Annotated in this window: 22 protein-coding genes and 1 tRNA gene; 19 read left to right on the top strand and 4 right to left on the bottom strand. The window is 50.8% G+C overall.

The window, feature by feature from the left end; translation table 11 throughout:
- Positions 1-119 precede the first annotated feature (119 nt).
- The 14 genes from HMPREF1527_RS03275 (at position 120) to HMPREF1527_RS03200 (ending at position 16,407) form a co-directional block, all read left to right on the top strand.
- The gene (locus tag HMPREF1527_RS03275) at positions 120-2,795 is read left to right on the top strand and encodes a cation-translocating P-type ATPase (RefSeq protein ID WP_016477276.1); all 2,676 of its coding nucleotides are present in this window, start codon (positions 120-122) and stop codon (positions 2,793-2,795) included.
- A 29-nt stretch (positions 2,796-2,824) separates the two neighbouring features.
- Positions 2,825-4,009: a ribosome small subunit-dependent GTPase A gene (locus HMPREF1527_RS03270; RefSeq protein WP_016477275.1), complete on the top strand. Its 1,185-nt coding sequence runs from the start codon at positions 2,825-2,827 to the stop codon at positions 4,007-4,009.
- Between the two features lie 240 nt (positions 4,010-4,249).
- The gene (locus HMPREF1527_RS03265) at positions 4,250-5,068 is read left to right on the top strand and encodes a Flp pilus assembly protein CpaB (RefSeq protein WP_016477274.1); all 819 of its coding nucleotides are present in this window, start codon (positions 4,250-4,252) and stop codon (positions 5,066-5,068) included.
- Positions 5,068-6,372 (top strand): P-loop NTPase, encoded by a 1,305-nt coding sequence (locus tag HMPREF1527_RS03260; protein WP_016477273.1) that lies wholly within the window; start codon positions 5,068-5,070, stop codon positions 6,370-6,372. Before HMPREF1527_RS03265 ends, HMPREF1527_RS03260 begins: the two co-directional genes overlap by 1 nt.
- Positions 6,372-7,709 (top strand): CpaF family protein, encoded by a 1,338-nt coding sequence (locus HMPREF1527_RS03255; RefSeq protein ID WP_016477272.1) that lies wholly within the window; start codon positions 6,372-6,374, stop codon positions 7,707-7,709. Before HMPREF1527_RS03260 ends, HMPREF1527_RS03255 begins: the two co-directional genes overlap by 1 nt.
- Entirely contained in the window at positions 7,673-8,608 is a 936-nt protein-coding gene (locus tag HMPREF1527_RS03250; RefSeq protein ID WP_016477271.1) for a type II secretion system F family protein, read from the top strand. The genes HMPREF1527_RS03255 and HMPREF1527_RS03250 overlap by 37 nt, the downstream gene beginning before the upstream one ends.
- Entirely contained in the window at positions 8,608-9,273 is a 666-nt protein-coding gene (locus tag HMPREF1527_RS03245) for a type II secretion system F family protein (protein WP_156825450.1), read from the top strand. Before HMPREF1527_RS03250 ends, HMPREF1527_RS03245 begins: the two co-directional genes overlap by 1 nt.
- Before the next feature lie 22 nt (positions 9,274-9,295).
- Positions 9,296-9,493 carry a class III signal peptide-containing protein gene (locus HMPREF1527_RS03240; protein WP_016477269.1) on the top strand — a complete coding sequence of 66 codons (198 nt, stop codon included), beginning with the start codon at positions 9,296-9,298 and terminating at the stop codon, positions 9,491-9,493.
- Between the two features lie 433 nt (positions 9,494-9,926).
- The gene (locus HMPREF1527_RS03230; RefSeq protein WP_016477267.1) at positions 9,927-10,169 is read left to right on the top strand and encodes a TadE/TadG family type IV pilus assembly protein; all 243 of its coding nucleotides are present in this window, start codon (positions 9,927-9,929) and stop codon (positions 10,167-10,169) included.
- Positions 10,153-10,701 (top strand): TadE/TadG family type IV pilus assembly protein, encoded by a 549-nt coding sequence (locus tag HMPREF1527_RS03225; RefSeq protein ID WP_016477266.1) that lies wholly within the window; start codon positions 10,153-10,155, stop codon positions 10,699-10,701. The genes HMPREF1527_RS03230 and HMPREF1527_RS03225 overlap by 17 nt, the downstream gene beginning before the upstream one ends.
- Positions 10,673-12,733: a hypothetical protein gene (locus HMPREF1527_RS03220; RefSeq protein WP_016477265.1), complete on the top strand. Its 2,061-nt coding sequence runs from the start codon at positions 10,673-10,675 to the stop codon at positions 12,731-12,733. The genes HMPREF1527_RS03225 and HMPREF1527_RS03220 overlap by 29 nt, the downstream gene beginning before the upstream one ends.
- Positions 12,730-13,194 carry a hypothetical protein gene (locus HMPREF1527_RS03215; protein WP_016477264.1) on the top strand — a complete coding sequence of 155 codons (465 nt, stop codon included), beginning with the start codon at positions 12,730-12,732 and terminating at the stop codon, positions 13,192-13,194. Before HMPREF1527_RS03220 ends, HMPREF1527_RS03215 begins: the two co-directional genes overlap by 4 nt.
- A 786-nt stretch (positions 13,195-13,980) precedes the next feature.
- Positions 13,981-15,987 carry a DUF2207 domain-containing protein gene (locus tag HMPREF1527_RS03205; protein WP_016477262.1) on the top strand — a complete coding sequence of 669 codons (2,007 nt, stop codon included), beginning with the start codon at positions 13,981-13,983 and terminating at the stop codon, positions 15,985-15,987.
- Between the two features lie 174 nt (positions 15,988-16,161).
- Positions 16,162-16,407 (top strand): helix-turn-helix domain-containing protein, encoded by a 246-nt coding sequence (locus tag HMPREF1527_RS03200; protein ID WP_016477261.1) that lies wholly within the window; start codon positions 16,162-16,164, stop codon positions 16,405-16,407.
- A 178-nt stretch (positions 16,408-16,585) separates the two neighbouring features.
- Here HMPREF1527_RS03200 and HMPREF1527_RS03195 read toward each other — a convergent pair.
- Positions 16,586-16,661 (bottom strand) — tRNA-Phe (locus tag HMPREF1527_RS03195).
- 212 nt (positions 16,662-16,873) lie between these two features.
- Positions 16,874-17,122 (bottom strand): hypothetical protein, encoded by a 249-nt coding sequence (locus HMPREF1527_RS03190; protein ID WP_016477260.1) that lies wholly within the window; start codon positions 17,120-17,122, stop codon positions 16,874-16,876.
- A 253-nt stretch (positions 17,123-17,375) separates the two neighbouring features.
- Between HMPREF1527_RS03190 and HMPREF1527_RS03185 the strand changes: the two genes are divergently transcribed.
- The 5 genes from HMPREF1527_RS03185 (at position 17,376) to HMPREF1527_RS03165 (ending at position 22,083) form a co-directional block, all read left to right on the top strand.
- On the top strand, positions 17,376-19,328 hold the full coding sequence (locus HMPREF1527_RS03185; RefSeq protein WP_016477259.1) for a subtype A tannase: 1,953 nt from the start codon (positions 17,376-17,378) through the stop codon (positions 19,326-19,328).
- A 91-nt stretch (positions 19,329-19,419) separates the two neighbouring features.
- The gene (locus tag HMPREF1527_RS03180) at positions 19,420-20,121 is read left to right on the top strand and encodes a peptidylprolyl isomerase (protein ID WP_016477258.1); all 702 of its coding nucleotides are present in this window, start codon (positions 19,420-19,422) and stop codon (positions 20,119-20,121) included.
- A gap of 93 nt (positions 20,122-20,214) precedes the next feature.
- Entirely contained in the window at positions 20,215-20,715 is a 501-nt protein-coding gene (locus HMPREF1527_RS03175; protein ID WP_016477257.1) for a CarD family transcriptional regulator, read from the top strand.
- 161 nt (positions 20,716-20,876) lie between these two features.
- Positions 20,877-21,170, top strand: a complete 294-nt coding sequence (locus HMPREF1527_RS03170) for an ACT domain-containing protein (protein ID WP_016477256.1) — start codon at positions 20,877-20,879, stop codon at positions 21,168-21,170.
- Between the two features lie 19 nt (positions 21,171-21,189).
- Complete coding sequence (locus HMPREF1527_RS03165; protein WP_016477255.1) at positions 21,190-22,083, top strand: Cof-type HAD-IIB family hydrolase; 894 nt, start codon at positions 21,190-21,192, stop codon at positions 22,081-22,083.
- A gap of 24 nt (positions 22,084-22,107) precedes the next feature.
- Here HMPREF1527_RS03165 and HMPREF1527_RS03160 read toward each other — a convergent pair whose 3' ends face one another.
- Positions 22,108-24,405, bottom strand: a complete 2,298-nt coding sequence (locus HMPREF1527_RS03160; RefSeq protein WP_016477254.1) for a KUP/HAK/KT family potassium transporter — start codon at positions 24,403-24,405, stop codon at positions 22,108-22,110.
- A gap of 134 nt (positions 24,406-24,539) precedes the next feature.
- Positions 24,540-26,735 carry a class I SAM-dependent methyltransferase gene (locus tag HMPREF1527_RS03155; protein ID WP_016477253.1) on the bottom strand — a complete coding sequence of 732 codons (2,196 nt, stop codon included), beginning with the start codon at positions 26,733-26,735 and terminating at the stop codon, positions 24,540-24,542.
- Positions 26,736-26,840 lie beyond the last annotated feature (105 nt).

Genomic DNA, 26,840 nt, shown 5'->3' with positions numbered 1-26,840 from the left:
CGGTAGAATGATAACGTCCGTAAGGCACCCGATATGGCAGCCTTGGTGAGCCCTTGCCCCTCCTGGGGAATTATGATCGGGCATCAATCTATCGGGAAATCAACCCAGGAGAGGAAATCGTGAAAGAGTATCTTTCAGATGCTGCTGACGTCTTGAGCAGCTACGACACACATGGCGAGAGCGGTCTTTCAGCCGCTGAGGTCGCGAGCCGTCTTGAGAGAGACGGTCTCAACAAGTTCAAAGAGCCGAAAAAAGACCCCCTTATCAAGCGATTTTTTGCGCAGATGGCAGACCCTATGGTCATCATGCTGCTTATCGCAGCGGTCATTTCCGCTGTCGCTGGCATCTATACCGGTGAGGGCGGCATAGCAGACGTCGCTATTATTTTGTTCGTTGTTGTGGTCAATTCAATTCTCGGCGTGGTTCAGGAAGGCAAGGCTGAAGAGGCGCTTGCCGCTTTGCAAAAGATGAGTGCGGCAACGTCAAAGGTTGTGCGCGATGGTCGCCTTGATGACGTTCCTTCCGTTGAGCTTGTGGTGGGCGATATTATTTTGCTTGAAGCGGGAGATTCCGTTCCCGCTGATTGCCGCGTGCTGGAAAGCGCTTCTATGAAAGTTGAAGAGTCGGCGCTTACCGGAGAATCGCTGCCGGTTGAAAAAACCGCAGATGCTTTACGGCTTTGCGGTGGCGCTGATGACGTGCCACTGGGAGATCGCAAAAACATGTGTTATTCAGGCTCCATCGTAGTCTATGGCCGTGGGCGCGCCGTTGTGGTTGCTACCGGCATGGACACTGAGATGGGCAAGATTGCTGACGCTATCTCTCAGGCTGAGGACGGGCAGACTCCTCTGCAGATTTCACTTGATCAGCTTTCTCATACGCTTACCAAGCTCGTAGTTGCTATCTGCGTGCTCATTTTCTTTACCGGTTTTATCAAGCACGGCTCTGAGATGCTCCAGAATTTCGATTTGGTGCTCAATACCTTTATGGTTGCGGTTTCTTTGGCGGTTGCGGCAATTCCGGAAGGTCTTGTCGCCGTCGTGACCATTGTGCTTTCAATGGGCGTTACGCGTATGTCTGAGCGTCATGCCATTGTTCGCCGCCTGACCGCTGTCGAGACCCTCGGCTGTACGCAGGTTATTTGTTCCGACAAGACCGGCACGCTTACGCAAAACAAGATGACAGTTGTCCGCCACGAAACGGAAAATCTTGACGCGCACGTGCGTACGATGGCGCTCTGCTCCGATGCGAAGTGGGATGACGCTGAGCAGATTGCCAAGGGCGAACCCACGGAGGCGGCGCTCGTTGCAGACGCTGCAAAGCACGGCTATACCACCAGTGACCTCGCTTCTTCTCGCCCGCGTATTGGTGAGGCTCCCTTTGACTCCAAGCGTAAGATGATGTCGGTGGTGGTTCGTACGCGCTCTGGCGAGGTGGTACAGCACACCAAGGGCGCTCCAGATGAGATACTTGCCCGCTGCACCAAGATTATGACGAGCGACGGTGTTGTCGATTTGACCGACAAAGCCCGCGCGGATATTTTGAGCCAGAATAAATCCATGGCTGACCAGGCGCTTCGCGTGATGGCGTCTGCTCGCCGTGATTGGGGAGATACGGCTCCCGAGAGTTTTGATGCGTCTGATCTCGAAAAGGACATGACGTTTGTAGGTCTTTCCGGCATGATTGATCCTGTGCGTCCTGAAGTGAAGGCTGCTATCGAGGAAGCTCACAATGCGGGTATGCGGGTAGTCATGATTACCGGCGATCACGTGGATACCGCTATCGCCATCGCATCCGAGCTGGGTATTATTGACAACCGTGATCAGGCCATTACCGGCGCTCAGCTTGACAAGATTTCGGATGAAGACTTTGAACAAAAGATTGAGTCTTTAGGTGTGTACGCGCGCGTACAGCCTGAACACAAGGTACGCATTGTTGATACCTGGCGCAAAAAGGGCATGGTTACCGCGATGACCGGAGATGGCGTCAACGACGCGCCGTCAATCAAGCGCGCGGACATCGGCATTGGCATGGGTATCACCGGCACCGATGTTACCAAGGGCGTTGCTGATATGGTTTTGGCTGACGACAACTTCGCTACCATTATTGCGGCGTGCGAGGAAGGTCGCCGCATTTACGACAATATCCGCAAGTGCATCCAGTTCCTGTTGAGCTCCAATCTGGCCGAAGTTATCGCTGTTTTTGTCGCGTCGCTTGTGGGCTTTACCATCCTGCAACCTACGCACTTGCTGTGGATTAATCTCATTACTGACTCGCTGCCTGCGCTTGCCATGGCAACTGAGAAGGCTGAACCGGGGATTATGAACCGCAAACCGCGCGACTCTCGCGCCGGCATCTTCTCTGATGGCCTTGGTCTTGACTGTATCGTGCAGGGTGTCATTATTTCCGTTTTGACGCTGGCGAGCTACTTTATCGGCCACTATGTTGAATACGGTACGTTTGACATCTCTCAGGTCATTACGAACCCCTCTGCCGGTATCGACGGCATGACCATGGCGTTCTTGACGCTTTCGATGGTTGAGATGTTCCATTCGTTTAATATGCGCAGCCGTCGCGAGTCCATATTCAAGCTCAATAATCAAAATATCTGGCTGTGGGGGTCATTTGTGGTTTCGCTGATTCTCACCTACATTGCTATTGAGACGCCGCTCTCTCAGGCGTTTGGCTTCGCAGAGATTGGCATCAAAGAGTATGCGATTGCCATGGGTCTGGCCTTCGCAATCATTCCGCTTATGGAACTCTATAAAGCCATTATGCGCGCCGTTGAAAAGTAACCTTTAGGCCGCATCGGAGGAGCAGATTTTTGACCAAGCGGGCGCACATATCACGTTCATCAAGAGCCGATAGGAAACAGCCATTCCTGCCGGCTCTTTCAGCGCTGACAGAGGTGCCAGACTTTGACAAGCTGCTGCCAACGGCGACGCAGCGTGAGGCTTATGAAACCTGCGTTGCTAATCTCATCGCAACCGGCGCTGCTACGCGCGAGCAGTTTGAACTTGCTTGCGTTGTCCGCCTGGACCGAGGTTTTCCCGCAGTAGCAGCAAGATCTGGGGTGTTTCGTGCGGAATTTGCGGCGCGCGTGACCAAGGGAGCAGGCTCGCGCGTTGCAGTGGGAGATTGGGTCTGTGCACGGATTCCCGGTGAGCATGACATGGGCATTATCGCTGAGATCCTTCCTCGCAAAAGCGAGATTGCTCGTTGGCGAGGCTCAGCACGTGGCGAGAAGCAAACGCTTGCAGCAAATATCGATACCGTTTTTGTGGTGCAGGCCCTCGATAAAAGGGAGATTTCCATTGACCGCATCGTGCGCAGCACCGTCATAGCGCTCGACAGCGGTATCCGTGTGGTTGTTGTACTGACCAAAGCTGACGCTTTGGATGCGGCGTTGCTCAAACGCAGCCTCACCGCAATCCGAGAGGTGCTGGACGAGACGGTTTCTGTGCTAGTCACCTCATCAAAGTTTGAAGTTTTTGATGATGCGGATTGCACGGAAATGCAGCGGGCCGCTCATGATTTTGGTGCACAGTGGGGTATTGACGCGGTACGTGGAGAAGTTCCGCAAGGCAGCGTTGCGATGGTGCTTGGCGAGTCCGGAGCGGGGAAATCTACGCTGCTCAATGCCCTTCTCGGTCATGACGCGCTTGAAACGGGCGAAGTGCGGGTCTCTGACAGGGAAGGTCGGCATACGACGGTAGCGCGGCGTATGGTATCGCTTCCGGGGGCCGGCGTCATTGTGGACGAGCCGGGTCTTCGAAGTTTGCCTGTCGTAGGCCATGAGTGCGGCCTTGCGCGGGTGTTTCCTAAGATTTTGTCAGCCGCGCAGAGATGCAAATTCCGTGATTGCACTCATACGCATGAGCCCGGCTGCGCCGTTCAGGCTGCACTGCAGGCAGGGGAGTTTCCTTCAGCGCGCCTTGAGGCGTATCTCTTGCTTGCGCGCGAGATGCGCTCAAGCGCTCAGCAGCTTGATCCGGATGTGGTGCTGTAGGTGTGCCTTTGTACTCGTTTTTGTGCGGTATATGGAAAACTAAAATATTTTATATATTAGTCTCTATCAAAATTACAACTATAGGTAAGTCAGTATAACTTATAGAACTTTGATAATGATTACTTCGTCAGATTCACGTCATATTCGCGTCAGATTGCGGAAGGACTTCTTTAAAAGGTTACAAAGAAACGTTGTCGTCTTAGGCACAATCTCCTTACCAAAACAGTTTGGAGGCTTTCGATGTCACGACGTTTTCGGTTCATCCTTTCAGGAGCATGCGCGCTTCTCGCGGTACTCTGCTGCATTGTGTACGGCAATCAGATCAGAGCGGAAGCTGAACAGTCTCGTGCCGAGGTAATTGAACGCTATGGCGGTGAGGTGGTAAATCTTGTGGTCGCCACGCGGCCAATCGAGGCAGGAGACACTGTTTCAAGTTCCAACACGCAAGTGAAGAGTTGGGTGTCCGACCTTGCTCCGGAGGGTTCGTTTACTAATGCTGACGATATTATGGGAAAACAGGTAACGATTCCTGTAAGCGCAGGTACTCCGCTTACCCAACTAAACTTCCGCTCTGAGAAAACGGCGGTAAGCATCCCTAAAGGCCTCGTAGGGCTTTCGATTTCACATGGCGAGAAAACCGGTCTTGTGGGGAGAGTTTCTGCAGGAACTACGCTGGCCGCGTATGAGATGACAGAGCATGGCATACGCCTGCTTTCGACTGACGTAACACTTTTATCTGATACAGGCGAAGGCGCTTCTCTTTCTGGCACGCCTTTGGTGCTCGGCGTTTTGCCGAAGGATATGACAAGCATTTTATCGGCTGAGGCAAAAGGGACACTTCGACTGGTAGTTCCCGGCGATGAAGTGGACATGTCTGAAATAACAACTCAAAACGCGCCGACTGAAGTACGTCCTGACAAAGCGGACGTTTCTACATCCTCTGAAAATGCTGCTGCCTCTGATAACACTGTAGCTTCCGATGGTACCGCCGCCGATGGCGAGCAGGCCGATGTGGCGGAAGGTTCTGACGACGCGGAATATTATTTTGAGGAGGAATAATGAAGGAGAAATGGCTTGCCTTTTCTGACATTGCCTATCGCATTGAGCTCAATCTTGTCCTTTCTTCTTTGGGAGCCTTAGGTAACTGTGTATTCGCAAACAGCGCGGCGGACCTTCGGCAGCTTGCGTTGGAAGCTCAGCCTGATGAGTATTCGATTGTTATCGGCGGCACAAAAGATGATGTTTCAGATATCAATTTAGCGGCGGCGCTGGTGCATGATGGCAATGCCCGTGCAGTGGTGTTGGTACGCCGCAATGCGTCGGGATCTTTGAGGTCGCGTGCCGCGCGAGCGGGGATTGATTTGGTGCTTGATCCGGCTGAGATTGCGGAGCTTGCTAAAGCCGGAAGGATTCAAATGGTAGACGGGGGTCTCACTGTCCTTCCGGCCGTATCAGAGTGCGACTCAGAAAAAACACTCGACCTCGCTCCCTCCGCATGTCCAACGTTGGAAAATCTCGTTCCTCCCGCAGAAATTTCGCGGGCTCCCATCATAACGATGGTTTCTGGACGAGGAGGAGCAGGAAAAACAACCATAGCGGCTTCGTTTGCGCTTACAGCCGCTTCCTGGGGTATGAAGGTTGGCCTTATTGATCTCGATCTTACCTGTGGCAATCTCTACTCCTGCTTTGCGGACGGCAAAATGAATGACCTGGCCAAGTTTACGGTGCATGAGCCGGGTGACGCGGCGGCACTGAAGATATCTGGAACTCAAGTGGCAAAGAATATTTCGCTTTGGGGGCCTTGTCTTAAACCGGAGATGGCCGAGACAGTAGCTCCTTTCGCGGGCAATCTGATCCAGGCGGTTTCAGGCATTGTTGATGTGGTCATTGTTGATACGTCAACCTCTCTTACTGATGTCGTGGCGCAGGCCGCCCAGTTGAGTGACAGGTTTGTAATTGTTACCGGCAAGCCGACCTTCTCGCTTACCGCTATGTCAAGAATAAGCGGTCTTGCAGTGCGGTTGGGAGTTGCAAGAACCAGGATTGTACGGATTGAGAACAAGGCAAATCCCCATACAAAACAGGATATTTCAACAGGGCGTGCGGAAATTGGGCTTGAAGCAGCTCGCCAGTATCGAGTTTTTGACGGGGGAGCCGATATTTTACCGTTGGTGGCGTCGGGACAATTGCCTTTGCTGCTTCAAGAACAGTCTCCCTTTGCAAAATCTCTCGCGTCCACGCTCGCTCAGCTCTTTTTGGGTCTGGGAAGCCTGCCGCAATGCGATGAAGCTCTGAAAGCTTCAAAGTGGTCGCCTGAGCACCGTCTTTTTGGTTTGTTTACCAGGCAGAAAGAGGTGGGATGATGAGCGTTTTAGAGCGCGTTCACGCCGCGCAAGAATATGTGTTGCATGAGCAGAAGCAAGAAAGCGGGTCGCAGTATTTTCGGGCGGTCTTAAAGAAGAAGCTCATAGATCATCTGGGGCTTTCTACAATCTCTCAGCTTATGAAGCAAGGAGACATCCAATACGTCCGCAAGGAATTGAGCGTTGCCTGTCAATCGATTCTCAACGAAGATTCGTCTGAAAGTTCAAAGCGCGAAAGTTCGGCACAAATAATTCGACAAGTAGTTGACGAGATTTGTGGACTTGGTCCCATTCAGCCGCTTCTGGAAGACCTCGAAGTTACCGAGATTATGATTAACGGCTGCGGAGCGCTCTTTTACGAGAAGAACGGCGAGATTCACGAAGCGGACGCGGTCTTTGACTCTCCGGAACAGATTCTCATTGTGATGGACCGTATTTTGGCACCTTTAGGCAGGCGTCTTGACCAAGTGAGCCCTATCGTGGACGCCCGTCTAGCCAATGGGGACAGAGTAAACGCGGTGGCAGACCCTATTGCCATCAATGGCCCTGCGGTAACTATCCGTCGGTTTACCGGCAAAATCACCTCTCTCGCAAGATTGATTGAGATGAAGTCACTGCCTTCGTGGATGGCGCAATTGCTTTCGTGGGCGGTAAAAACAAGAAGAGGCATTGCGGTCGTAGGTGGTACCGGTTCAGGAAAGACAACGCTTTTAAATGCACTTTCTTGTGAGATTAATCCAGCGGAGCGCATTGTGACCATTGAGGATTCAGCGGAGCTGCGCTTCGATTCGCATCCCAATGTCGTGCGGCTTGAAGCTCGTGCGGCATCCATCGAGGGTACTGGTGAAATTACCATCAGGCGCCTGGTGAGAAATGCGCTGCGTATGCGGCCGGACAGAATCATTGTAGGTGAGGTTCGGGGAGAAGAATGCATTGACATGCTCCAGGCTATGAATACCGGCCACGATGGTTCCCTTACAACGCTTCATGCTGGAACAGCAAAAGAGGCAATCTTGCGACTGGTGCTTATGGCTCGCTTTGGAATGGATTTACCTACGGACATTATCGAGGAGCAGATAGCCTCTGCTATTGATCTGATTGTAATGGCGCAACGACTACCTGACGGAAGACGGTATGTCACTTCAATTTCGGAGGTGTTTTGGGGAGAAGATCGAACGGTTCATACCAAGGAATGCGTCTCGTTCGATGTGCCTACACGACAATGGCGACTTAATTGGGTTCCATCATTTGTTGAAACAGCGGCCAAAGAAGGGCGAATCTCAAGAGGGGAGGTGGAAACATGGGAAAAGCGAGTGTCCTTTGCTTCGGCATCTTAATCGGAATTTTTGTATATGTTCTTTCCGGAATCACTCAAACCTTACGAGAATCGTTCAAGTACGGCGGCGTTTTACAGACCCTGGCTGTCGATATTTTGAGTCCCCTTTCTCAAACAGCGCTTGTTGCGAATTTGTATGAGGTGACTTGTTGGAGACACATGGCAGCGCTGGTGCAACAGCAGGTAAAAAGCGAGAGCGTTCAAATCTCCTCCGAAGAGTCCTGCGCCGCGGTTCTTATCGGTATAAGTGCCCTGTCACTATTTACAGGACTTCTCTTTCGGTCTTTTGCCGGTGGGATTTTCGCTGCGGTAGGATGTGTTGTCTTTATACCAATGAAGTATGAAAACGATTGCCGTAAGCGTAAGCTTGAGGTAGCTCACGGTATGCCTGGAATCTATCGGACACTCTCCATTGCGCTTGGCTCAGGGCAGACGCTGTCTCAGGCTATAGAATATGTCGGAAATCATTCTCACGGGACCGTGTCTCAGTATTTTGTGCGCGCGTCTCTCAAGCTGCGGTGTGGCATGCCGGTTGAGACGGTTGTTGAAGAATTGGCGTCGGATCTGTCTGTTCCCGGATCAAGTTTGCTTGCGACAGCTCTTGTTATTTCGCATAGAACAGGAAGTCCTCTCCGGAATCTCTTTTTGAGGACAGCGGCGCTCGTAGAACACCAGGCAGAGTTCGAGAGACTTCTCTCAGTAAAAACGGCTCAAGTACGTCTTTCGGCTCGCATTGTCTGTTTATTGCCGCTTTTGCTTATCGGAACGCTCTCACTCATTTCTCCCGATTTTCAGCAAGGACTTGCAACGACATCAGGGCTGCTTTGTGTTGCGGTCGCGTTGGGAATGGACGCATGCGCGCTCATTATCATCAAAAGACTTATGAAAAAGGTGCTCTGATGTCACTCGTAAAGGCTTTGGTGCTTGAATGTAGTGTGGGAGCTGCATTTGGTTCGATTTGGCTTGTAACAAGTACGCGAATGCAAAAAGACAGTGCTTCTATATATGGCCATGTGTCAGATTGGATGCCCGCAGGGCTTCGCAAAGTACTGGACGGCATAGGTACCTCGAAACTGGTGCGAGAGATAACAAGGCGAGAGAAGATACATCATCAGCGGAGCGCCATTATTCGTGAAATGCCGCTTATGCTTGACGTTTTGACACTCGGACTTTCTTCGGGGCTTTCGTTCGACTCGGCTCTTGAACTGTATTGCCATCGCTGCGAGGGTATTCTCTCAAAAAAGATGAATACCGCGTTGCTCTCATGGCAGATTGGAATTACGTCCAGGTCAGACGCGCTTGAAGGACTCGCGTCAGAATACGGCATCACGTCACTTCTGAGTTTTGCTTCGGTTGTGAGTGAGTCTCTTGCCTTCGGCTCTCCTCTTGCAGACTCTCTTGAAAGGCAGGCAAGCACTATTCGAGATGATCAAAGAGCCGCTCTTGAAGCTGAAATCGAGAAGGTTCCCGTAAAGATGCTCATTCCGCTTGGGACACTCATTGTGCCGGCAATGCTCATAGCTATTCTTGGCCCGCTGCTTGGTCCGGCCCTTTCAGCATGGTAGATCATCACATAAGGAGGAAAAAATGTTTGTACAGGATTATCTGGAAAAGATTGTTTCTTTGATTAAGGGATTTTACGACGACAAGAACGGACAGGGTACGACAGAATATGCCATTCTTGTCGGCGTGCTGGTTGTCATTGCTATCGTCGCCATTATTGCGTTCAAGGGAAAAATCACCGAACTTTGGAATGCAATTACAACAGGCATCAACTCGCTGTAACTCTCATGAAAAAGAGGATCGTAACGTGCTGCATTATTGCGCTCTGTCTCATATTCGCAGTGGTTGGATTTGTTTGTCTTCCACGTAAGAACACCGCACCCCCTGTCGCGTCGGGGCAGACAACATACAAGAGTACCGAGCAATCTGATGCAAAGAGAAGCAAAACCCCTGACACGTCAGAGAACAGGCGACTTGTTGACTACCTGCATAACATGCTGATGGGAGAACCACAGCAAACGTGGGAGACCAAAAAGTCGTTACAGCAAGCAGGGGAAGAGCTGTTGGATTTATATAAAGAAAAAGAGCATTCGGTTCCGGTATTTTCAGGATACCTTGATGTGCTGGGCAAAACCTGGGGGTGCATCTTTCAGGGCAATGGATGGACTGATATCTGCCTAGTAACCGATACGGATGCCGTTCGAAAGGTGGCCATATGTCATATGACTACGCAAGAGATGCAAGACGTTATTGCGCAGGGGTGATTGAAAATGAATGTGGCCAGTCAACCCTTGAATACGCCATCGTACTTTTCGCGTTTTTATCGATGGTCATTGCGCTTATTACGCTGTGGCATGCAGCGCGTTCAGGACTTTGGATACAAGCGGCGGTTGATGCGGCATCTCATGCGCTTCGGTCAGGATTTGCCACAACGCTCAAAGATGTTCTTTTGTACTGATGTTATGCACGGCACTGGAGCAATAAGCAGTGCTAACGGCTCGTACAGCAATGACAATCGGTATGACGATGACGTGGCGTGTGGTATATCTGGCCAGTCTTCCGTTGAGGCGGCGCTGCTGCTTCCTATCATCTTGATACTTGTTGCCCTACTTTTGCAGCCGGTATGCATTTTGTATACCAAGACCATCATGAGCGGGGCCGCTTCGGAAGCGGCACGTCTATATGGAACTTCAACGGATAGCGATCAATGCAAGGAGTATGTACTTCGGCGTCTTGCTGCCATACCCGAGATACCTCTCTTTCACACCGGGGGGAAGGAGGATTGGCTCATCGAACTGCAGAAAGACTCGCATGAGGTGCATATCAACATAACGGGTCATCTACGCCCGGTTCCACCTGTCGGGTGGCTTTTGTCGCTGACAGGTCAAAACGGAGCAAGTGGATATGTCGTTTCGGCACAGGTTCAGGAAAAGGTTCGACCTCAGTGGCTTGGAGGCTCTTATGCAGAATGGATTCACATGTGGAGTTGAGCAGACACAGTCCTGCTCGCCACTGATGAGCATCTTTCTTAACGATGAGGGAGGCTTTACAACGATTGCCGCCGCAACAACGCTGCTTGTCGTCCTTGCGCTGCTTTTTGGGTTGGTAGCTGTTGGGCAGACCATGTCTGATGCCTATGAGGTTCAGTCGATTGCTGATGCAGGCGCGCTCGCCGGAGAAAATGTTGTTGCGAAATATACGACGGTGGCCACTGTTTTGGATGCCTGTGTTTTAAGTATGGGTCTTACAGGAATCGTAACGCTTGGCGCTGGTCTGATAGTCTCATGCATCCCTGGTTTTCAGGCGGCAGGAGGGAAACTGACTGAGGCGGGTAGAGAGGTTCTGAAGTCTCGCCGAGAGTTTGCAAAGAGTGTTGCCAAAGGGCTCAAATCTTTCGAGAAGGTAATGCCAGCTCTTATCGCTGCGCAGTCCTACGCATGTATACAATCAAATTCGAAGGGATCACTGCACTATACAGGAGCTGCTATACCGTTTCCGTTGGAATCCAAATCTGACTTTGAATCGCTCGATGCCGACATAAACGATGAAGACATGGTTAAAAAGAGCGAAGAAATCCAAAAGAAGACAGAGCAAAAAGAGAAGGCGCAGAAGAAGGCAGACGAAGCTAAGGAAAAGGCATGGAAGGCCGATTGCGGCAACTCTCCTTCTTACTGCATGTATGAACGCGCGAGCGTGCTCGCTTCGTTGTCTGGTCAGGATAACCCGTTATACGCCTCGGTTGACGAGTGGACTTTTGGCGTTCCTCTCAAAAGAGCTCGGGCCTACTACAAAACGCGAGAATCCCATGAGAGTATTGGCGGCGCCACTGGTGAAGAAAGAAACGATTCTGCATGTCGAAAAGCTTTTTATCGCTACGCGTACCAGGAGGTTTGCAAAGGCTTTTACCAGGAAAACGAAGACGGGACGGTAGAATGTTCGTTTCCAAACCTGCCCCGCAATATGCAGGAGACAAAAGATACAACGCTGTATACGGACAAATCCTGGCCTTGTTCTGAGGAAGAAGGAAAAACGGTCCTTCATAGCGATGCGGACTGTCCCGGAAGAAAGGGGGCAATAACAGGCTACGCTTCATTTTCTGATCTCGATAGAGGGAAGGTGGAAACATGTCCATACTGCAAGCTTAGCTTTGATGATATGGGTAAGGTGGCTTCCGCATCAACGTCTATTGAAAATGGATTTGAGCATCATTGGAAAATAGTGGCTGATGAGGCAAAGATTTATCAGGGCGCCCGAGAAGAAATCGCTAAAACCGATGAAGAGGTAAAAGAACTCGCGCGACAATCAAAAGATCTTTTTGCCAAGGCGTTAGAAGAACTTTCAGTCATTCGACCAACGCTTTGCCCGCCTGGAGCATGGGGATGCGTAGGCGTCGCAACAAGAGGGGAAACCGAACTGCCCGCAAGTTCTATCTCGGCAGTGTTTTCGGCACATTCGAGGTTGCCTCGGGGTGTGGCAATTTCAGGTGCCGTTCTTGCCCCGGACGAGGCGACTAAGGAAAACAATGTGCTTGCGGACTTTTTTGACTCTCTGTCAGAGCGAGCAGGTTTTGTAGGCACTACTGCGGACAATATTTTTGAACTTTGGGGCAGCCTCCTTGTTTCTTATGGCTCTACCTATAAAGCGATAGGTTCAAAGGCAACAGGATTTTTGGATAAGTTTGATGGAGTTTTTGCTGGTGCAGGTAAATGGCTCAAGAACAAGATAGCTGAACTGCTTGAAGGAGCTGGTCTTCAGCCAGTGGACATGAGACTGAAACGTCCCGTTCTTACAAACAGTGAAAATATACTGTCTCAAGCGGGGTGTTCGAAAGAAGCGACTATACGCGAAGCGATTTTAAATATGCCGGAGCAAGGTAGCTTTATGGACTATGCCAAGGTGATTGGCAAGGTGGCGATAAAAGACCTTCCGCCTGAAATAACCCTGGCTGAGCTTTCCATCCCCATTACAGGAGGCACTATTCCCATAACAATCAATATCAGGAAACTCTTGGGGGTGACATGAAAGCTATACGAGATACTAAAGGGCAGATGACCGTTGAGCTTGCAGTTCTCATTCCTATTGTGATTGTAGTAGCGCTTATTGTTATCAATCTGATGGAGTTTATCGACGCCTGCGCTGTCTTTGACGTGGTGAGCTCGGACACCGTTATTGCTCAAGCGGCGTCTCCTGCGCAAAATATAAGCGCCAGCGCAATGTGTTCTGAGCTTGAGAGCGCGATAGCAACAGCGCTGCGGCGAGAAAATACCTGCTCCGTTTCCGTCTGCTGTGAAGACAGGGGAGTGGCTGAAAAATCGATAACGTCCAGCTTTCTTCCTCATTATGCGAAGTATATTTGTACACTGAAGTTTCGGCCGTGGCCGCGGGCTCTTAATCTGCCCATTGTTTCCTACAGTGCTCCCATTGAGCTTACTCATGAAAAAACGATTGTTATCGACAGGTTCAAGTCAGGTGTAGTGGTTTAGATGGTAAACGTAACCTTTAGTTCCGATACGTTGTGCAAAAGTTTGACATTTCGTCTTTTGAAAACACATAGGGAGCGGCTGGTTGGACTTTTGCACGAGAGGCATAAAGGCGCGTGCGTTGTCTTTATGCGGTGCCGCTCAATTCATACATTTGGAATGAGAAACCCTATTGATGTGGCGTTTCTGTCTCAATATGGAGAAGTGCTCGCATCGTTTAGAGAGGTTCCATTGGGAAAGATACGCTCCTGTCCAAAAGCGTATTGCGCTCTGGAACGTTTTTCAAATGCTGGCAGTTGGCTTGAGATAGGGGAAATCTATTTTGTTTCAGATATCTCCACTATGACAGCGGATACTCGGCAAAGCTCTCGGAGAAAGGGGCATCTATATGATGTGCAATGTGAAAGTCTGTCCAAGATGCGGAGAAAAACTCTTCCAGGATATGGGGGTTTGTTACGGATGTCTTTACGATTTCCGCGGAAGAGAATCGCGAACAAGCAGAAATATTAACAGCGTGCCTTTTGTTGAAGAAGAAACAAGCTCTCGTACTGTGACCATAGCTTCGGATGCTTACTGTCTTGAAGACGAAATAGGTGACGAATGGGACAAAGGGTTGCCGCCCGTAGACTATGAGGAAGTACTTGGCTGTGTATAGAAATCAGATATCCAGGTATGTTCGTGCACGATTTCTCAATCGCATAAAAACTACTGATGAATCTGCCATTGACGCGCGCGGGTGGTATCCTTGAGAGGTCAGCGATCATAGAAACACCTATTCAAGGAGTCACTATGTCACACAAAATGACTGCAGGAACGTGCAAAAAGGCGCTTCTCGCCCTTGCTGTTACCGTGGCCTTCGTCTTTGTTGCCGGCATCATGTCGGTTCGACCAGCGTATGCCAAATCTTTAGCTGTCTCTAGGGTACACATCGACGCAACAGTCAATTCAGACGGTACGATAGATGTAGTAGAGACGCGCACATTTAATTTCAGCGGTAGCTACAACGGAGTCTATTGGAAAATTCCATACGGATATAACAAAGCCAATGGGCAGACGGTTGATGTCAGTTTTACAGGCGTAACGGTCAAGGATACTTATGGCACAAAAACACTTGACGAGGGTCATGAATCAGGCTTTGGTGAGCGCTATGAAGTGCAGAATTCAGATTCAGTAAAGGAGCTGAAGATTTATTCCGCTCATAGCGATGAAACTGCGGATATCACGATTTCCTATACGCTTACCAATGTTGCTACAAAGTGGGACGATACTTCCGAAATTTACTGGAAGCTTGTTTCAGATGGCTGGGAGACCGGTTCAGATAACGTTACCTGCACAATTAACCTTCCGGTTCCGGCCGGACAAAATCCGACCACAGGAGACGGTACCGTTAGAGCATGGGCTCATGGTCCGCTTGATGGTAACGTTTCGATTTCAGGTGGAACTATTACCTATACGTTCCCAGGAATTGGCGAATCGGAGTTTGCTGAGGCCCGTGTCGTATTTCCCACTGATTGGCTGCCGGGAGCTCAAACGGTATCAGGTACCAAATTGAGCTCCATTCTTGCCGAAGAACAGAGTTTTGCTGACAAGGCGAATCAAAAGAGGACTGTTGCCCGAATCGTGATATACGGCCTCTATGTACTTGCCGCTGTATTTGTAATAGGAGGCATTTTCCTTATTGTTCGTATGCGGTCTAAGTATCGCAAGGTGATGGCTCCCAATTTTACTGACGAGTATTTCAGGGATATGCCGTCAGAAGATCACCCTGCAGTGCTTGGTATGCTCTATAGGGGAGAAGAAATCGATTCATCAGCGCTGACCGCAACACTCATGCGTTTGAGTGACGAAAAGTCAATTCGTCTTGACAAAGCAAAAGTAAAGGGAGCTTTTGGGCGTACAAAAGATGACTTCTGTCTTACTAAGCTTAAGGATGTGCCGGTCAGTCGAGGATACGGCTCTGCAGAGGGCGTAACTGCATACGCGCAAAAGATTGATGCAAGGGCTCTTGATCTTTTCTTCAAAACGATAGCGCCAAAGACTGACCATACATTCTCTGATGGTGATGATTCAGGTAGCAAACTTATTCTGGGTGATATTAAAAAGGTGGCAAAAGAGCATCCCGAGAGCTTTTCCGAAGCTTATGACAAGTGGGAAGATGCCGTAAGAGATGGCTATACGTCCCGATTTAGTGAAGACTCCATTTCCTTTAACGGTGTCGGCGTAATGGTATTCGTTGCCGTTTTAGAGTTCGGCTTCGCTATCCTTGGAGGTATTGCGGGAATTGCGACAGGACTTAGTTTGCTTAATGTAGTGCTCATTGCTGTACCTGCTATCTTAGTGGGTGTTTTTGCCGTTTTGGCTATTACAGGATTTGACAAGATAAATCGTGAGGGAATAGAGATACTTGCCAAGACAAAAGCTTTAAGAAACTGGCTTTTGAACTTTACGCATCTTAACGAAGCAATTCCTCAGGATGTCATCCTTTGGAACAAGCTCCTTGTTATGGCTGTTGCACTGGGCGTCTCTGAAAAAGTAATCGAGCAGCTCAAGGTAGCATGTCCTGAGATTTTGGAAGATCCTCGCATTATGCCAACGTACGGGTGGTATTACTATGGCGATTCATTCGGGCGTGACAGCGCTATTGCCGCTGTCGGAAATACGGTAGCAGCTTCTCACGCAGTATCCACAGCTTCGCTTGCCGGCTCCAGCAATAGTTCCGGAAGCGGCTTCGGCGGCGGTGCGTCCTTCGGCGGCGGCGGCGGCTTCGGAGGCGGCGGCGGAGGCGGCGGTTTTTAAGCTCAGTCTTGGTAAGCTGCGCAAAAGCAAGGAACTTGTGAAAGAAACAAAGGTATCAATTCACATCCCATACCCCTCGTCTTACTCAAAAGACCAGGGGTATGTTTTTGTCTGTGAAAACCTCTGAATATCCTGATTTGGGTTATTAAGGCTATCAGCTTTAACGTGCATAATATGTATGAGATTTCAAACAGACTCGTAGGGCAATCACTCCGCAGGCTTCGCCGCAATGCGGGGCTGACTCAGGTTGTCGTTGCAAAAAGACTTAAGGTTCCGCAGTCGTTTATATCAAAGTTAGAAAGCGGGGAGCGAGGACTTAAGTTTGGCGAGATTTACTCGTATGCCGAGGCGCTTGATATGGATGTATTTCAGTTAGTAGAGGCTGTTCGCACAAGCACCAAGGGTCATCATCTTCGTTAAGGTTAGAGTCTCGTATTTCAGTTTAAAGATGCAAAGCATTGATGTATTAGTTTCATGTCACGGGCATAGTAAGCGGGTATTTCCTCATAGAGTTTTGGAGTGAGAAGGACTCGGAGACAATACATAACTTTAACTAAAAGGGATGCCTTCGAATTAAAAGGCATCCCTTAAAGATTCCTGGTGGCGGGGAAGGGAATCGAACCCCTGACACGGGGATTTTCAGTCCCCTGCTCTACCAACTGAGCTACCCAGCCATAGGTGCTTTGAAAAGCTTATTTACTATACCAGACTCATGAGCACCGTCAATGACTAATTTTAAACTTGGAAAGAGACTCCAGGGGAAAATTTCTTAGAAGAAGAGTCGTAGAAGAAAAAGTCTCAGCATAAAAAGCCTTAGAGAGAAGAAAAAAGAAGGAGAAGAAAAAAGGGAAGAGGAGGAACTCAAAAGACTCCAAAAGATACCGGTCTAGAATTGTTTGATCCAAAAGTTAATTCCCTTTGCAATGTCAAACTCAATGGGCTTGCCCTTACCGGCAAAGTAAGAAATTGCAACGTCCTGCGCGCGGGAAAGGGTATCTTCTTCCACGTCTTTTAGCTCGAACCAAAGGGTCTGTCTGCCGCAAGCGTCCCTCAGGTGAACTTCGGCGGCAATATGCTTATCAGCAAGCTTTTTATTCAGATGTATGATGTCAAAAAGATTTGCAACTTGAGCCATATGCGCGCATCCTCCTTACTCTTTTCTCAATACCCGCTAAACTTCCTGACGAGAGTTCCATACAAAACAGCTCTGTATGGGCGTCTGTACCAAACATTCGCCCGTTCTGCTTGCCCTTATTCCCACGAAGAGATTTTATTGCAACGTGTGGGCAAAGGTATGTAAGGTCAAATATAATAGATAAGTTATGGGAACATACAACGGGTCACGTGTCATGCAAGACGGTATCCTCAGCTGACCTCAGGAGGAAATGATGGGTTTCACCAGAAGGCAGTTTTTTACACTGGCAGCTACGACTACGGCGGCCGCGATGGCGGGATGTACGCCGCAGCAGAAAAAAAGCAGTGATTCCGATGACAAGCCGTCATCTTCGGTAGATCTTGAAGAATTTAAGTCTTTGACGCTTGATATGGGCGCCTGGAATTATGACGAGGATAATGACGTTTACTATCAGCTTGGCCTGCAGTATTGCTTGAAGCCGGCGTCAAAAATATATAACTCGCTTTCAATCTATGTGCCGGGAAAGTATTTTACTGCCGAGAAAAACGGCAAGAAGTATACGTGCAAAGTACAAGAAAAGGCTGTTGTCGGCAGCTTTACAGCTTCTACGGCTCCCATTGCCATGCCAATCAATACGGGAACCTTAAGCCCGCAGGCCTGTCCTACCGAGTACAGCTATGAGGGGCTTTCCACATACCTGGAGGCAGGGTGCATCTATGTGTACACGGGTTTTCGCGGGCGAAGCGCGGGATACGATTCGGCAAGCGGTTCCGATGATTTGTATGATGGAGGCTCGCCCTGGCCTGCTGTTGATTTTAAGGCCGCCATTCGCTACCTCCGCTATAACGCCAGCTCATTGCCAGGAGACGCAACAAAGGTATTTGCCTATGGGTTCAGTTCGGGCGGCGGTTTGAGCGCTGTCTTGGGGTCAACGGGAGATTGCGAGTCCTTCTCGCCCTACCTTGCTATAATCGGCGCCGCAATGCATGACATACAAGGAAACGAACTCTCGGACGCGCTCTATGGCAGCGCTTCCTGGTGTCCTTCAACGTCGTTTGATGTGGCCGATGCGGCCTATGAGTGGTCTGCCGGTCAGTATGTCACCAGCGATTCTCGCGCTGAAGGACTGTGGACAAAAGCGCTTTCTTCGGATCTCGCAACAGCCTACGGTAAATGGATTAACGCCATGGATCTTCTTGATGCTGACGGGAATAAGCTTGGGCTTGACCAAACAAATAACGGTATTTATGGTACGGGAACCTACGCGAAGATTATTCAAACGGAGCTGGAGCGCTCTGCTGACAACTTTGCCCGTGATACGTCTTTTCCTTATACGGCAACGCCTCAGTATTTTGATGATCCTCTTTTCCCGGGTGATCCAAACCTCGCAAAATCGCGAGGTGTAGAAACTCCTTCTGCGGCGCTTCCAAACGACGCGTCAAAGAGTGCCGACTCTCAGAACCAGCAGGGGCAGTCGGAAGATCAAAAGCAAGATCAGACTCAGTTGCAGACGCAAAGCCAGCAGCAGTCTGCTGCCGCATCGGTTACAGGTGCCATGCAGGTGCAGTCCACCATTTTTGACACCGCTGACCACTACTTTAATTCTTTCAACGAGAAGAGCGCGTGGTTGACGTATAACTTGAATCGCCAGACGGTAAGCATTTCAAGCCTCAAGGATTTCTCTGCCGCCATGCGTCCCGCATCGCTGGGCGTGGGCGCCTTTGATTCCGTCGACCGGAGTTCTCGCGCGAATCAGCTTTTTGGCATTGGTGAAAAGAGCACTCTGCACTTTGATGTGATTATGGGCGATTTGGTCGCATCCAATACCGATTCTTACACGCAGCTTACGGGATGGAATAAAGACTATGAAGAGGCGTGGAAGATAGATCTTGCTCTCAAAGATACGCTCGAAAATGATATTGCCACGCGCGTGAACCTCTTTAATCCGTTGTACTTTTTGAGTGGAACGGCTGATGGTTTTGCTACAACTCGTGTAGCTCCGTACTGGCGTATCAACGAAGGCGTCCAGAACTCTGAAACGTCTATCTGCACGTCGCTAAATATGAGGCTGGCGCTTGCTCATTACAAGGATGTCAAAGATGTGGCTTTCACCTTAGTGTGGGACAAGGGCCATGTGCTTGCCGAACGCACGGGTAATGTGGCAACAAATTTGGTCAATTGGATTATTACGTGCGCAACGCAGTAAGAAAAACTCACGTCTGTAGTGCGTCTGTAGCATGCTTGCAGTATGTTTGCAGCAGTGCGCTGGATAGGAACGGATAGAAGAAGGAGCGCTCATGAATAGTTTGGCGAGAAAAGCAGCGAACGCTGTTCGTGCTGCTATAACGGCATGTGCAGTGGCGCTTCTCGTGATAACACTAACCGCCTGCACGGCAGCGCCGAACAAGAAGAGCGATTCACCGGCCGCGTCGACATCGGAAACGCAACAAGAGACAAAGAAGTCATATCGCGATTTTGTTGAGAAGGATGACCCATACGCTACCGGCAAGCATCATGCGACCATTGAGGTTAAAGGATACGGCACGATTACCGTGGAACTCAATGCTGGTGTAGCGCCTATTACCGTATCGAATTTTGCCCACCTTGCCGAGAAGGGCTTTTATGACGGTTTGACGTTTCACCGGATTATCAGCGGTTTTATGATTCAGGGCGGCGACCCAAACGGTAATGGTACGGGTGGGTCAGACATGCCTATCAAAGGCGAGTTCAGTTCAAACGGCGTGAACAATACCATTTCGCATACGCGTGGCGTCATCTCCATGGCGCGCTCGCAAGCGCCTAACTCTGCGAGCTCGCAGTTTTTCATCATGCATCAGGACAATCCCTCGCTTGACGGGCAATATGCGGCGTTTGGCCAGGTTACCGATGGTATGGATGTTGTTGACGCCATCTGCAGAGATACCCAAGTTGAAGACCGTAACGGAACGGTGGCACAAGAGCACCAGCCTGTTATCACATCGGTAAAAATGATCGATTAGTTCAAAGAATATCGCCATTCATAAAACAGCAGGTAAAACAGTTAGTTAAAGAATTTTTTGCTATACTGAGCGTAATCCGAAGGGAGCCGCGCAATGTATGCTGTTGGTGACTATGTAGTGCATCCGGGTCAGGGCGTGTGTCAGGTTTCAGCAGTTGCTCAAGGAAGTGACGGGTGGTATACACTTGTGCCCATCAGCAGCAAGCACCCGATTCAGATAACGTTTCCTCGCACGCAGGAGGGCCGCTTGCGCACGGTTATGTCGTTTGATGAAGCGGAAGAGTTGATTGACAAGTACCCTCTCATCTCCCTTGACACCTTTCATGTGCATAATAGCTCTCTTGAAGAATCGCATTTCAAGCGGGTCATTCGGGAGGGGTCATGCGAAGACGCCGTAAGCATTGCCAAGACGTTTCGCAGCCGCATATACAACGCCCGTGCGCAAAACAAGCGGCCGCCCGTTTCTCATGAACGTATTTTTAAGATGGCCAGCACTCGTTCTCTGTATGAGCTGGCAGTCGCTTTGCATACGTCGACTGACAAGGTGAAGTCTGAGTTTTCGTCCCGGTTTGGCATCGTGTACTGCGAAGCATAGCACCTCTCTGCGGCCCAAAACCGCACCTGCGGACTCGCTGCTCCAAATTTCGTCTTTCTATCAGTGTCAAAGTGCGCCTGCGCGCTTCGCGATGCGCGCCGCTGCCGTACAATACTCTATGTTGTAGCTATGCTGTAGTGAACTAGTATCAAGGAGACTTTGTGGCTGACGCTCAGGAAACATCAAAGAACCGTGCGATCGTAACGGTGTTGGGAAAGGACGCTCCGGGCATCGTCGCGGCCGTGGCATCGACGTTGGCTCGCCAAAACGTCAATATTTTGGATATCACCCAGACAATTCTTTCGGGCATTTTTACCATGACCATGTTCGTGGAGCTTTCTGACGGCGCGAACTTCTCGTCAGTCAAAACGGACCTGGAAGAGCTGGCCGGTCAGCTGAACGTGCAGGTCAATATGGAGCGTGAAGAGGTTTTCACGTATATGTACAGAATCTGACGGGAGGCATTGAATACCTATGACTCCGCTTTCAGAAGTCGTTGCCAAAAAGACCCAGTGGATGAAGAGCGAATCTTCGGGACTTTATGTAAACATTGTTTTTTCCGATATGGACGATACGCTTCTCTCATGTGATAAGTCGATCAGCGAGAAGAACCTTGAAATCCTTGATCGTCTTGCTAAGCAGGGGATTCCCTTCGTGCCGGCAAGCGGCCGCGCGCTTTCTTTGCTCCCGCATGAGGTGCTTGCGCATCCCGCGTCCCGCTATGCTATTACCGCTGACGGCGCTACCGTGACTGACTTGAGAACGGAAGAAGCGCTCTATACGTCTCACATCAAAAAAGAAGACGCGCTGGCTCTTTTTGAGCTTATGAAAGACTTGCCGGTAACGTTTGACGTGTTTACGGGAGGAAGGGCGTATACCGATAATGCTCGCAGGGAGAAGATGAAACTCTTCCGGCTTCCGGGACATCATAAGGAGTTTATGCTCAGATCCCGTACGCCCTATGAGGGTTCCCCGAAAGACTTCATCGCTTCTATCGATGATATAGAGCGCCTGGGGTCTTATTGGAGTGAAGATGCTGACGCGTATGTTCGTCCGCTGGTAGAGGCGGCTTTTGCTGAAGTAGGGGCATTTGATGTCACATCATCGATGGGCGTGGGCGCGGAGATTCTCGCTCACGGAACGTCCAAGGGAACGGCGCTTACATGGCTCTGCGATTACCTGGGCATTTCGAGTGACACTGCCGCCGCTTTTGGTGACGCCGACAATGACACTGAAATGCTCCAATCTGCCGGCATCGGAGTGGCCATGGGCAATGGAAACGAAAGCGTCTTGCGAGCGGCGCGTTTTGTGACGTATACCAATGAGGAATCGGGCGAGGGACGCTTTTTGGAGTGGGCGCTCTCGTAGACTCGTCAAGCAGGCAAAAGTCGGTTACTCGTCTTTGCCTGAGAGAATTTCCTCTGAACCGGATTCCTCATCATCGAGTTCTTCGTCCTCATCGTCAAGCTGAAGTGGCTTGAAGCTGGCGGTGTCACCGCCGACAAGGTCGTGAACGGCCGCAGCGTTTTCAATGCGATCCTTATGCATAGCCGCGGAGAAGATATCGTCATCCTCTTCAATTTCCGCAATACGCTCATCCATCTGCGATTCGGCCTTGGATGAGGGATTTGTGCCGACAACCGTATCGAGGGCGATACGCGTGAGCTTGTGTTCCCGCTTGACCTTGGAAAACAGCGGAACGTACTCAAAGAGGACACTGGAGTTTTCCAATCCATACCAACGAGCGGGCGATCCGCAAATCCGGCGAATGAAATACTTCAGCTCAAGGCAGTGCTTGTCAAAGCCTGAAATATCGGTTTCCGGAGCAAGCACCTTGCGCAGCAGGCAGAAACGGAAATCGCCAATCTGGGAATGTTCGCGATAGATTGAGTAGGTGTGATTTTGCGGCGCCAGCTGGCCTCCGGCTATCAGGTCGCCGACAATCTGATAGAGATAGGTGTTGATGCGCTGATTTTCCTTGAAGCCCAAGCGAAGCGTGACCTTGAAAAGGAAGTCGGTGCCAAAATCGTTGATGACAAACTCGCGCGTGTTGGGTTTGTCTGTAACGGAGATGTTGATGAAGTAGTACGCCTTGGCTCGCTTGGGACGCTTGTCCAAAATGGAATAGAGAATGTCGCGGTCAAGCTTGTCAAATGACGAATCGTTCGTCAAAAAGACCAGGTTGTCAGCGAGCGGGTAGTAGGCGTTGTCTTGCGAAAGGCTGTGCAGCTGATCGATATATTTATTGACGGGCAGGTAGACGCTTTGCGTACGCTCGACAGCGGTGCCTCGGCGCCATACAAACATGACGATGAAAATAGCCGTGGCGAGAAGTACGGTGACGTAGCCTCCATGGAAGAACTTGGTGAGGCTTGAGAAGAAAAACATCGCTTCAATAGCGCCGAAGAATATCAGAAAAACGACGGCGACGATGGGTTTTCTGCGAATACGCGCAAGATAGGTGTAGAGCAAAATAGTGGTCATGAGCATGGTAACGGTAATGGCAAGTCCGTATGCCGCTTCCATATGCTCGGAGCTTTGGAAGAGAAGCACTACGCCTATGCAGCCAATCCACATCATCGTATTGACAAGCGGAATGTAGATTTGACCTTTGGTCTCTGACGGATAATTGATTTTCATGTGAGGCATGAGATCCAGACGAACCGCTTCCGAAACGATGGAATACGAGCCTGTGATGAGCGCCTGTGAAGCGATGATTGCCGCAAGTGTGGAGAGCACTACCGCGAAAGGCCTGACCGCGTCGGGAAGCATCTGGAAGAAGGGATTCAGGTCATTGATGGTATTAAGCCCGGCGTCAGTATGGTTGGCAATAATCCAGGCGCCCTGACCAAGATAATTAAGAATCAGGCATACCTTTACAAAAGGCCAGGATACGTAGATATTATCTTTCCCTACATGGCCCATGTCGGAATAGAGCGCTTCGGCGCCGGTGGTACAGAGAAAGACGCTGCCCAAAACCATCAATCCGGCGGCGTTCAGATTGCCGTTAAAGAGGAAGGTAATGCCTCGGATAGGGTTCAGCGCTCTGAGCACGGAAAAATCGGCTCCCATGTTAATCAAGCCGGCAATGCCTAAGAACAAAAACCACAGAGTCATGACGGGGCCGAACGCCTTGCCGATCCTTGAGGTGCCTGCCTGCTGCATGGCAAAGAGCGAGCAGAGAATGATGATGGTAATTACAACGACAATCTGCTGTCCGTCACCGATAAACGAGTGTACGGCAGGAATGGTGCGCAAGCCCTCGATGGCGGTAGTTACTGTGACTGCCGGAGTGAGGATGCCGTCAGCGAGAAGTGCCGCTCCTCCAATCATAGCCGGAATAATCAACCACTTGGCGCAGCGTTTGACCAAGCTATAAAGGGCGAAAATGCCGCCCTCGTTGTGATTGTCCGCCTTCATGGCAATGAGGACGTATTTAACTGTGGTAATCAGCGTGAGCGTCCAGATAATGAGCGAGAGGGCGCCAAGGATAACGTTGGTATCCATGGTGAAAAAGCCACCGTTGCCCGCAATGATGGCTTTGAGGGTATACATCGGGCTGGTGCCGATATCGCCGTATACAATGCCGAGGGTTACCAGCAGCATACCGGCGCTTAAGGGAACACCTGTGGACTTGCGTACTTTCTTGTGTTTGGTAAGAACAGGTGCGGCCGACTTTTCGTCACTCATGAATTTTCCCTCTCAACGGCCAGAAACAACAGTCTAGATTATGTAGATAGAATAGCCCAACGGGCATGAGAAGACTAGCCTTCAAACGCTGGCGATAGGTTGCCCGGGCATATCGACAAAATCATATGCGCAGATTAACGGACGCGTTTCACGCGATAACAGTGGTGAATTTTTTGGTTTCGCTTGAAATCCTCGGGTATGGTTTCTTGGGTGCAGTCTTCAATTGATACCCCAGCTCGCTCGATTTTCTCGGCGTCAAGCTTAAAGGAGCGCAGATTACACGAGAAGAGTGCTTCGCCTCCGCGTGTGAGTAATCGTGAGATGCCAATGATGAGCTCGGCGTGGTCGCGTTGTACATCGAAGGAATTTTTGCGCATGCGAGCGGAATTTGAGAAGGTGGGGACGTCGCAGAAAATGACGTTCCAGCGGTTCTTTGAGTGCCGTTGTTCACGTATCCAGGCAAGGACATCTGCCTGCACAAATTCGTGTTCGGAGCCATCAAATCCATTGCGTGCCATATTTCGCTTGGCCCATTCTAGTGAGGGGCGTGAAAGATCAACCGTGGTGGTATGGAGTGCGCCACCGTCAGCTGCGTAGCAGGTTGCGGTGCCTGTGTACGCAAAAAGATTCAAAAAGCTCTTGGCGGTGCCCGCCGTCTTCATCATCTCCCGAATCATGCTGCGCGTCTGGCGATGGTCGAGGAATATGCCGCAGTCAAGGCGCTGGGAAAAGTTGACCTCAAACGTCAGACCGCCCTCATCGATAAGGAGTGATTGTGCGCGCGTCGTATCTGCAGCAGATCTCGCGTCGGAGTACTGCGACCCGCCCTTGGCGCGCGTACGAACGCGCAAAGAAACATGGGAGGCGGGGATATCAAGGGCAGCTGGAGCAATGGCAAGCACGTCAAGCAGGCGGCTCTTTGCCAACGACGCATCGATGGTGCGCGGCGCCGCGTATTCCGAGATTTGCAGCCATCTGTCGGGGGAGGTGCAGCTTTGATACAAGTCAATGCTGACGGCGTAATCAGGAAGATCGGCATCGTAGAGGCGATAGCAGCTGATATCTTCTCGCTTAGCCCACTTGGCTCTGAGTTTGACTACTTTCGCGAGCCGTGCGGCAAATTGATCCGAGGCATCTACCAGCACAGGAACGCGTTTTTCGCATACGCTTACCTCAGCGGCCGGCTCAAGCTTATCTGACGCGGCGTAGGTACGAATGCACGCGTCGGTTCTGCCGATGATGACTGGTGTTACAGCGGCGCTCTGTTGCCGAAGAGCGCTGTCGCAGGTGGCGTCAAGCGCAAGAACCGTGACCTTTTTACCTGCTAGGTAGGCGAGTGCGGAGAGAGCTTCACTCTGGACGGCAGGTTCTGAACCTGTCCACGAGATATCCGCAATAACACCGGTGTCCCCGGTGCGCTGGGCGAGCTCAGTGGGAGAAAAGAACGAGGGCTCGACGGAAAGTCCGATGGAGCGGAGCAGGTGACAGGCGGTCGTGCGTGCGCCGCCGCGCGTGTCAGAAATCTCAAGTCGGATGGGCTTCTCGCCAGCCGCCTCTGAGCGTGCGTGCGCCTCGCTCAGTACGTCTTTCCAGGAGGAGGCGTCGTGGCCTCCCCAGCGCGACATGCCCCACGCGCTGCGCAGAAGTCCTGGAGCTCTGTCGTAAGCGATGCCGGCAAGCTCTCCTACGAGAGAGCCCGCGCCCGAAAAGACAAGCTGAGGGAGGTCTGACAGGGCCTGTCCGCTGTAGATGCCGTGCGCGGCGAGAAGGGCGGCGGCATAGTCAGGGCGCAGCGGCGCAAGATTGTGCGTGGAACGTCCCGAGACGGCATTGCGCCTGAAGAGAGGCTCACCGGTAAGGTCGATGCCAATGGTTGCGCGCCCCTTGGAAATACGGACCGCAATGATAACGTCCGCAAGGCGCGTATTGACCAGGGGTCGACTTCCTCGCCGCGCCGCGAGCTGATCGACAATGGCGTCTTTGGTGCGCACGGCGGTGAAATGCGTGTTGCGAAGCTGTTCGTTTGAGCCGTGGGCTTCAACGGCGATAGTCGCTCCAAGGGGTATGTGTTCGCTCCAGTCGATGTGGGAGATGCCCTCGTAGAGCTCATCGGCGTTTTGCGCCGAAACGCGGTTAATCACGAGAATAATCCGCGAAGCGAGCCGGCTCCACAGGCAGGCGCGATACGCGTCAGCAAGTTCGCCATAAAAGGAAACCTGTCCACTGAGTGGTCGTACCTGAGCAATGTTGAGCTGGGCAAGTTCGTGTCCCAGCATCGGTTCAAAGCCCTTAGGACAGGTTGCAAAAAATTCCTGCGATTGTTTTTTCATCGGGACACCTTTCGCCCGTTGGTGTGTGGTTCTTCTCGCATATGCAAAAGCCTACGAAGCTTTTTGTACCCTGTTATTTTTACACGAAACGTCTGACACGGCCGC

Origin of the sequence: Atopobium sp. oral taxon 199 str. F0494, assembly GCF_000411555.1 — a bacterium.
Lineage (GTDB): Bacteria > Actinomycetota > Coriobacteriia > Coriobacteriales > Atopobiaceae > Lancefieldella.
This window is presented reverse-complemented; position numbering and strand designations above follow the sequence as displayed.

Bases quoted from the DNA above. Each gene is read 5' to 3' on its own strand.
- HMPREF1527_RS03265 (WP_016477274.1), top strand. From the start codon at position 4,250: ATGTCACGACGTTTTCGGTTCATCCTTTCAGGAGCATGCGCGCTTCTC.
- HMPREF1527_RS03260 (WP_016477273.1), top strand. From the start codon at position 5,068: ATGAAGGAGAAATGGCTTGCCTTTTCTGACATTGCCTATCGCATTGAG.
- HMPREF1527_RS03255 (WP_016477272.1), top strand. From the start codon at position 6,372: ATGAGCGTTTTAGAGCGCGTTCACGCCGCGCAAGAATATGTGTTGCAT.
- HMPREF1527_RS03250 (WP_016477271.1), top strand. From the start codon at position 7,673: ATGGGAAAAGCGAGTGTCCTTTGCTTCGGCATCTTAATCGGAATTTTT.
- HMPREF1527_RS03245 (WP_156825450.1), top strand. From the start codon at position 8,608: ATGTCACTCGTAAAGGCTTTGGTGCTTGAATGTAGTGTGGGAGCTGCA.
- HMPREF1527_RS03240 (WP_016477269.1), top strand. From the start codon at position 9,296: ATGTTTGTACAGGATTATCTGGAAAAGATTGTTTCTTTGATTAAGGGA.
- HMPREF1527_RS03230 (WP_016477267.1), top strand. From the start codon at position 9,927: ATGTCATATGACTACGCAAGAGATGCAAGACGTTATTGCGCAGGGGTG.
- HMPREF1527_RS03225 (WP_016477266.1), top strand. From the start codon at position 10,153: ATGTTCTTTTGTACTGATGTTATGCACGGCACTGGAGCAATAAGCAGT.
- HMPREF1527_RS03220 (WP_016477265.1), top strand. From the start codon at position 10,673: ATGCAGAATGGATTCACATGTGGAGTTGAGCAGACACAGTCCTGCTCG.
- HMPREF1527_RS03215 (WP_016477264.1), top strand. From the start codon at position 12,730: ATGAAAGCTATACGAGATACTAAAGGGCAGATGACCGTTGAGCTTGCA.
- HMPREF1527_RS03205 (WP_016477262.1), top strand. From the start codon at position 13,981: ATGTCACACAAAATGACTGCAGGAACGTGCAAAAAGGCGCTTCTCGCC.
- HMPREF1527_RS03200 (WP_016477261.1), top strand. From the start codon at position 16,162: ATGTATGAGATTTCAAACAGACTCGTAGGGCAATCACTCCGCAGGCTT.
- HMPREF1527_RS03190 (WP_016477260.1), bottom strand. From the start codon at position 17,122: ATGGCTCAAGTTGCAAATCTTTTTGACATCATACATCTGAATAAAAAG.
- HMPREF1527_RS03185 (WP_016477259.1), top strand. From the start codon at position 17,376: ATGGGTTTCACCAGAAGGCAGTTTTTTACACTGGCAGCTACGACTACG.
- HMPREF1527_RS03180 (WP_016477258.1), top strand. From the start codon at position 19,420: ATGAATAGTTTGGCGAGAAAAGCAGCGAACGCTGTTCGTGCTGCTATA.
- HMPREF1527_RS03175 (WP_016477257.1), top strand. From the start codon at position 20,215: ATGTATGCTGTTGGTGACTATGTAGTGCATCCGGGTCAGGGCGTGTGT.
- HMPREF1527_RS03165 (WP_016477255.1), top strand. From the start codon at position 21,190: ATGACTCCGCTTTCAGAAGTCGTTGCCAAAAAGACCCAGTGGATGAAG.
- HMPREF1527_RS03160 (WP_016477254.1), bottom strand. From the start codon at position 24,405: ATGAGTGACGAAAAGTCGGCCGCACCTGTTCTTACCAAACACAAGAAA.
- HMPREF1527_RS03155 (WP_016477253.1), bottom strand. From the start codon at position 26,735: ATGAAAAAACAATCGCAGGAATTTTTTGCAACCTGTCCTAAGGGCTTT.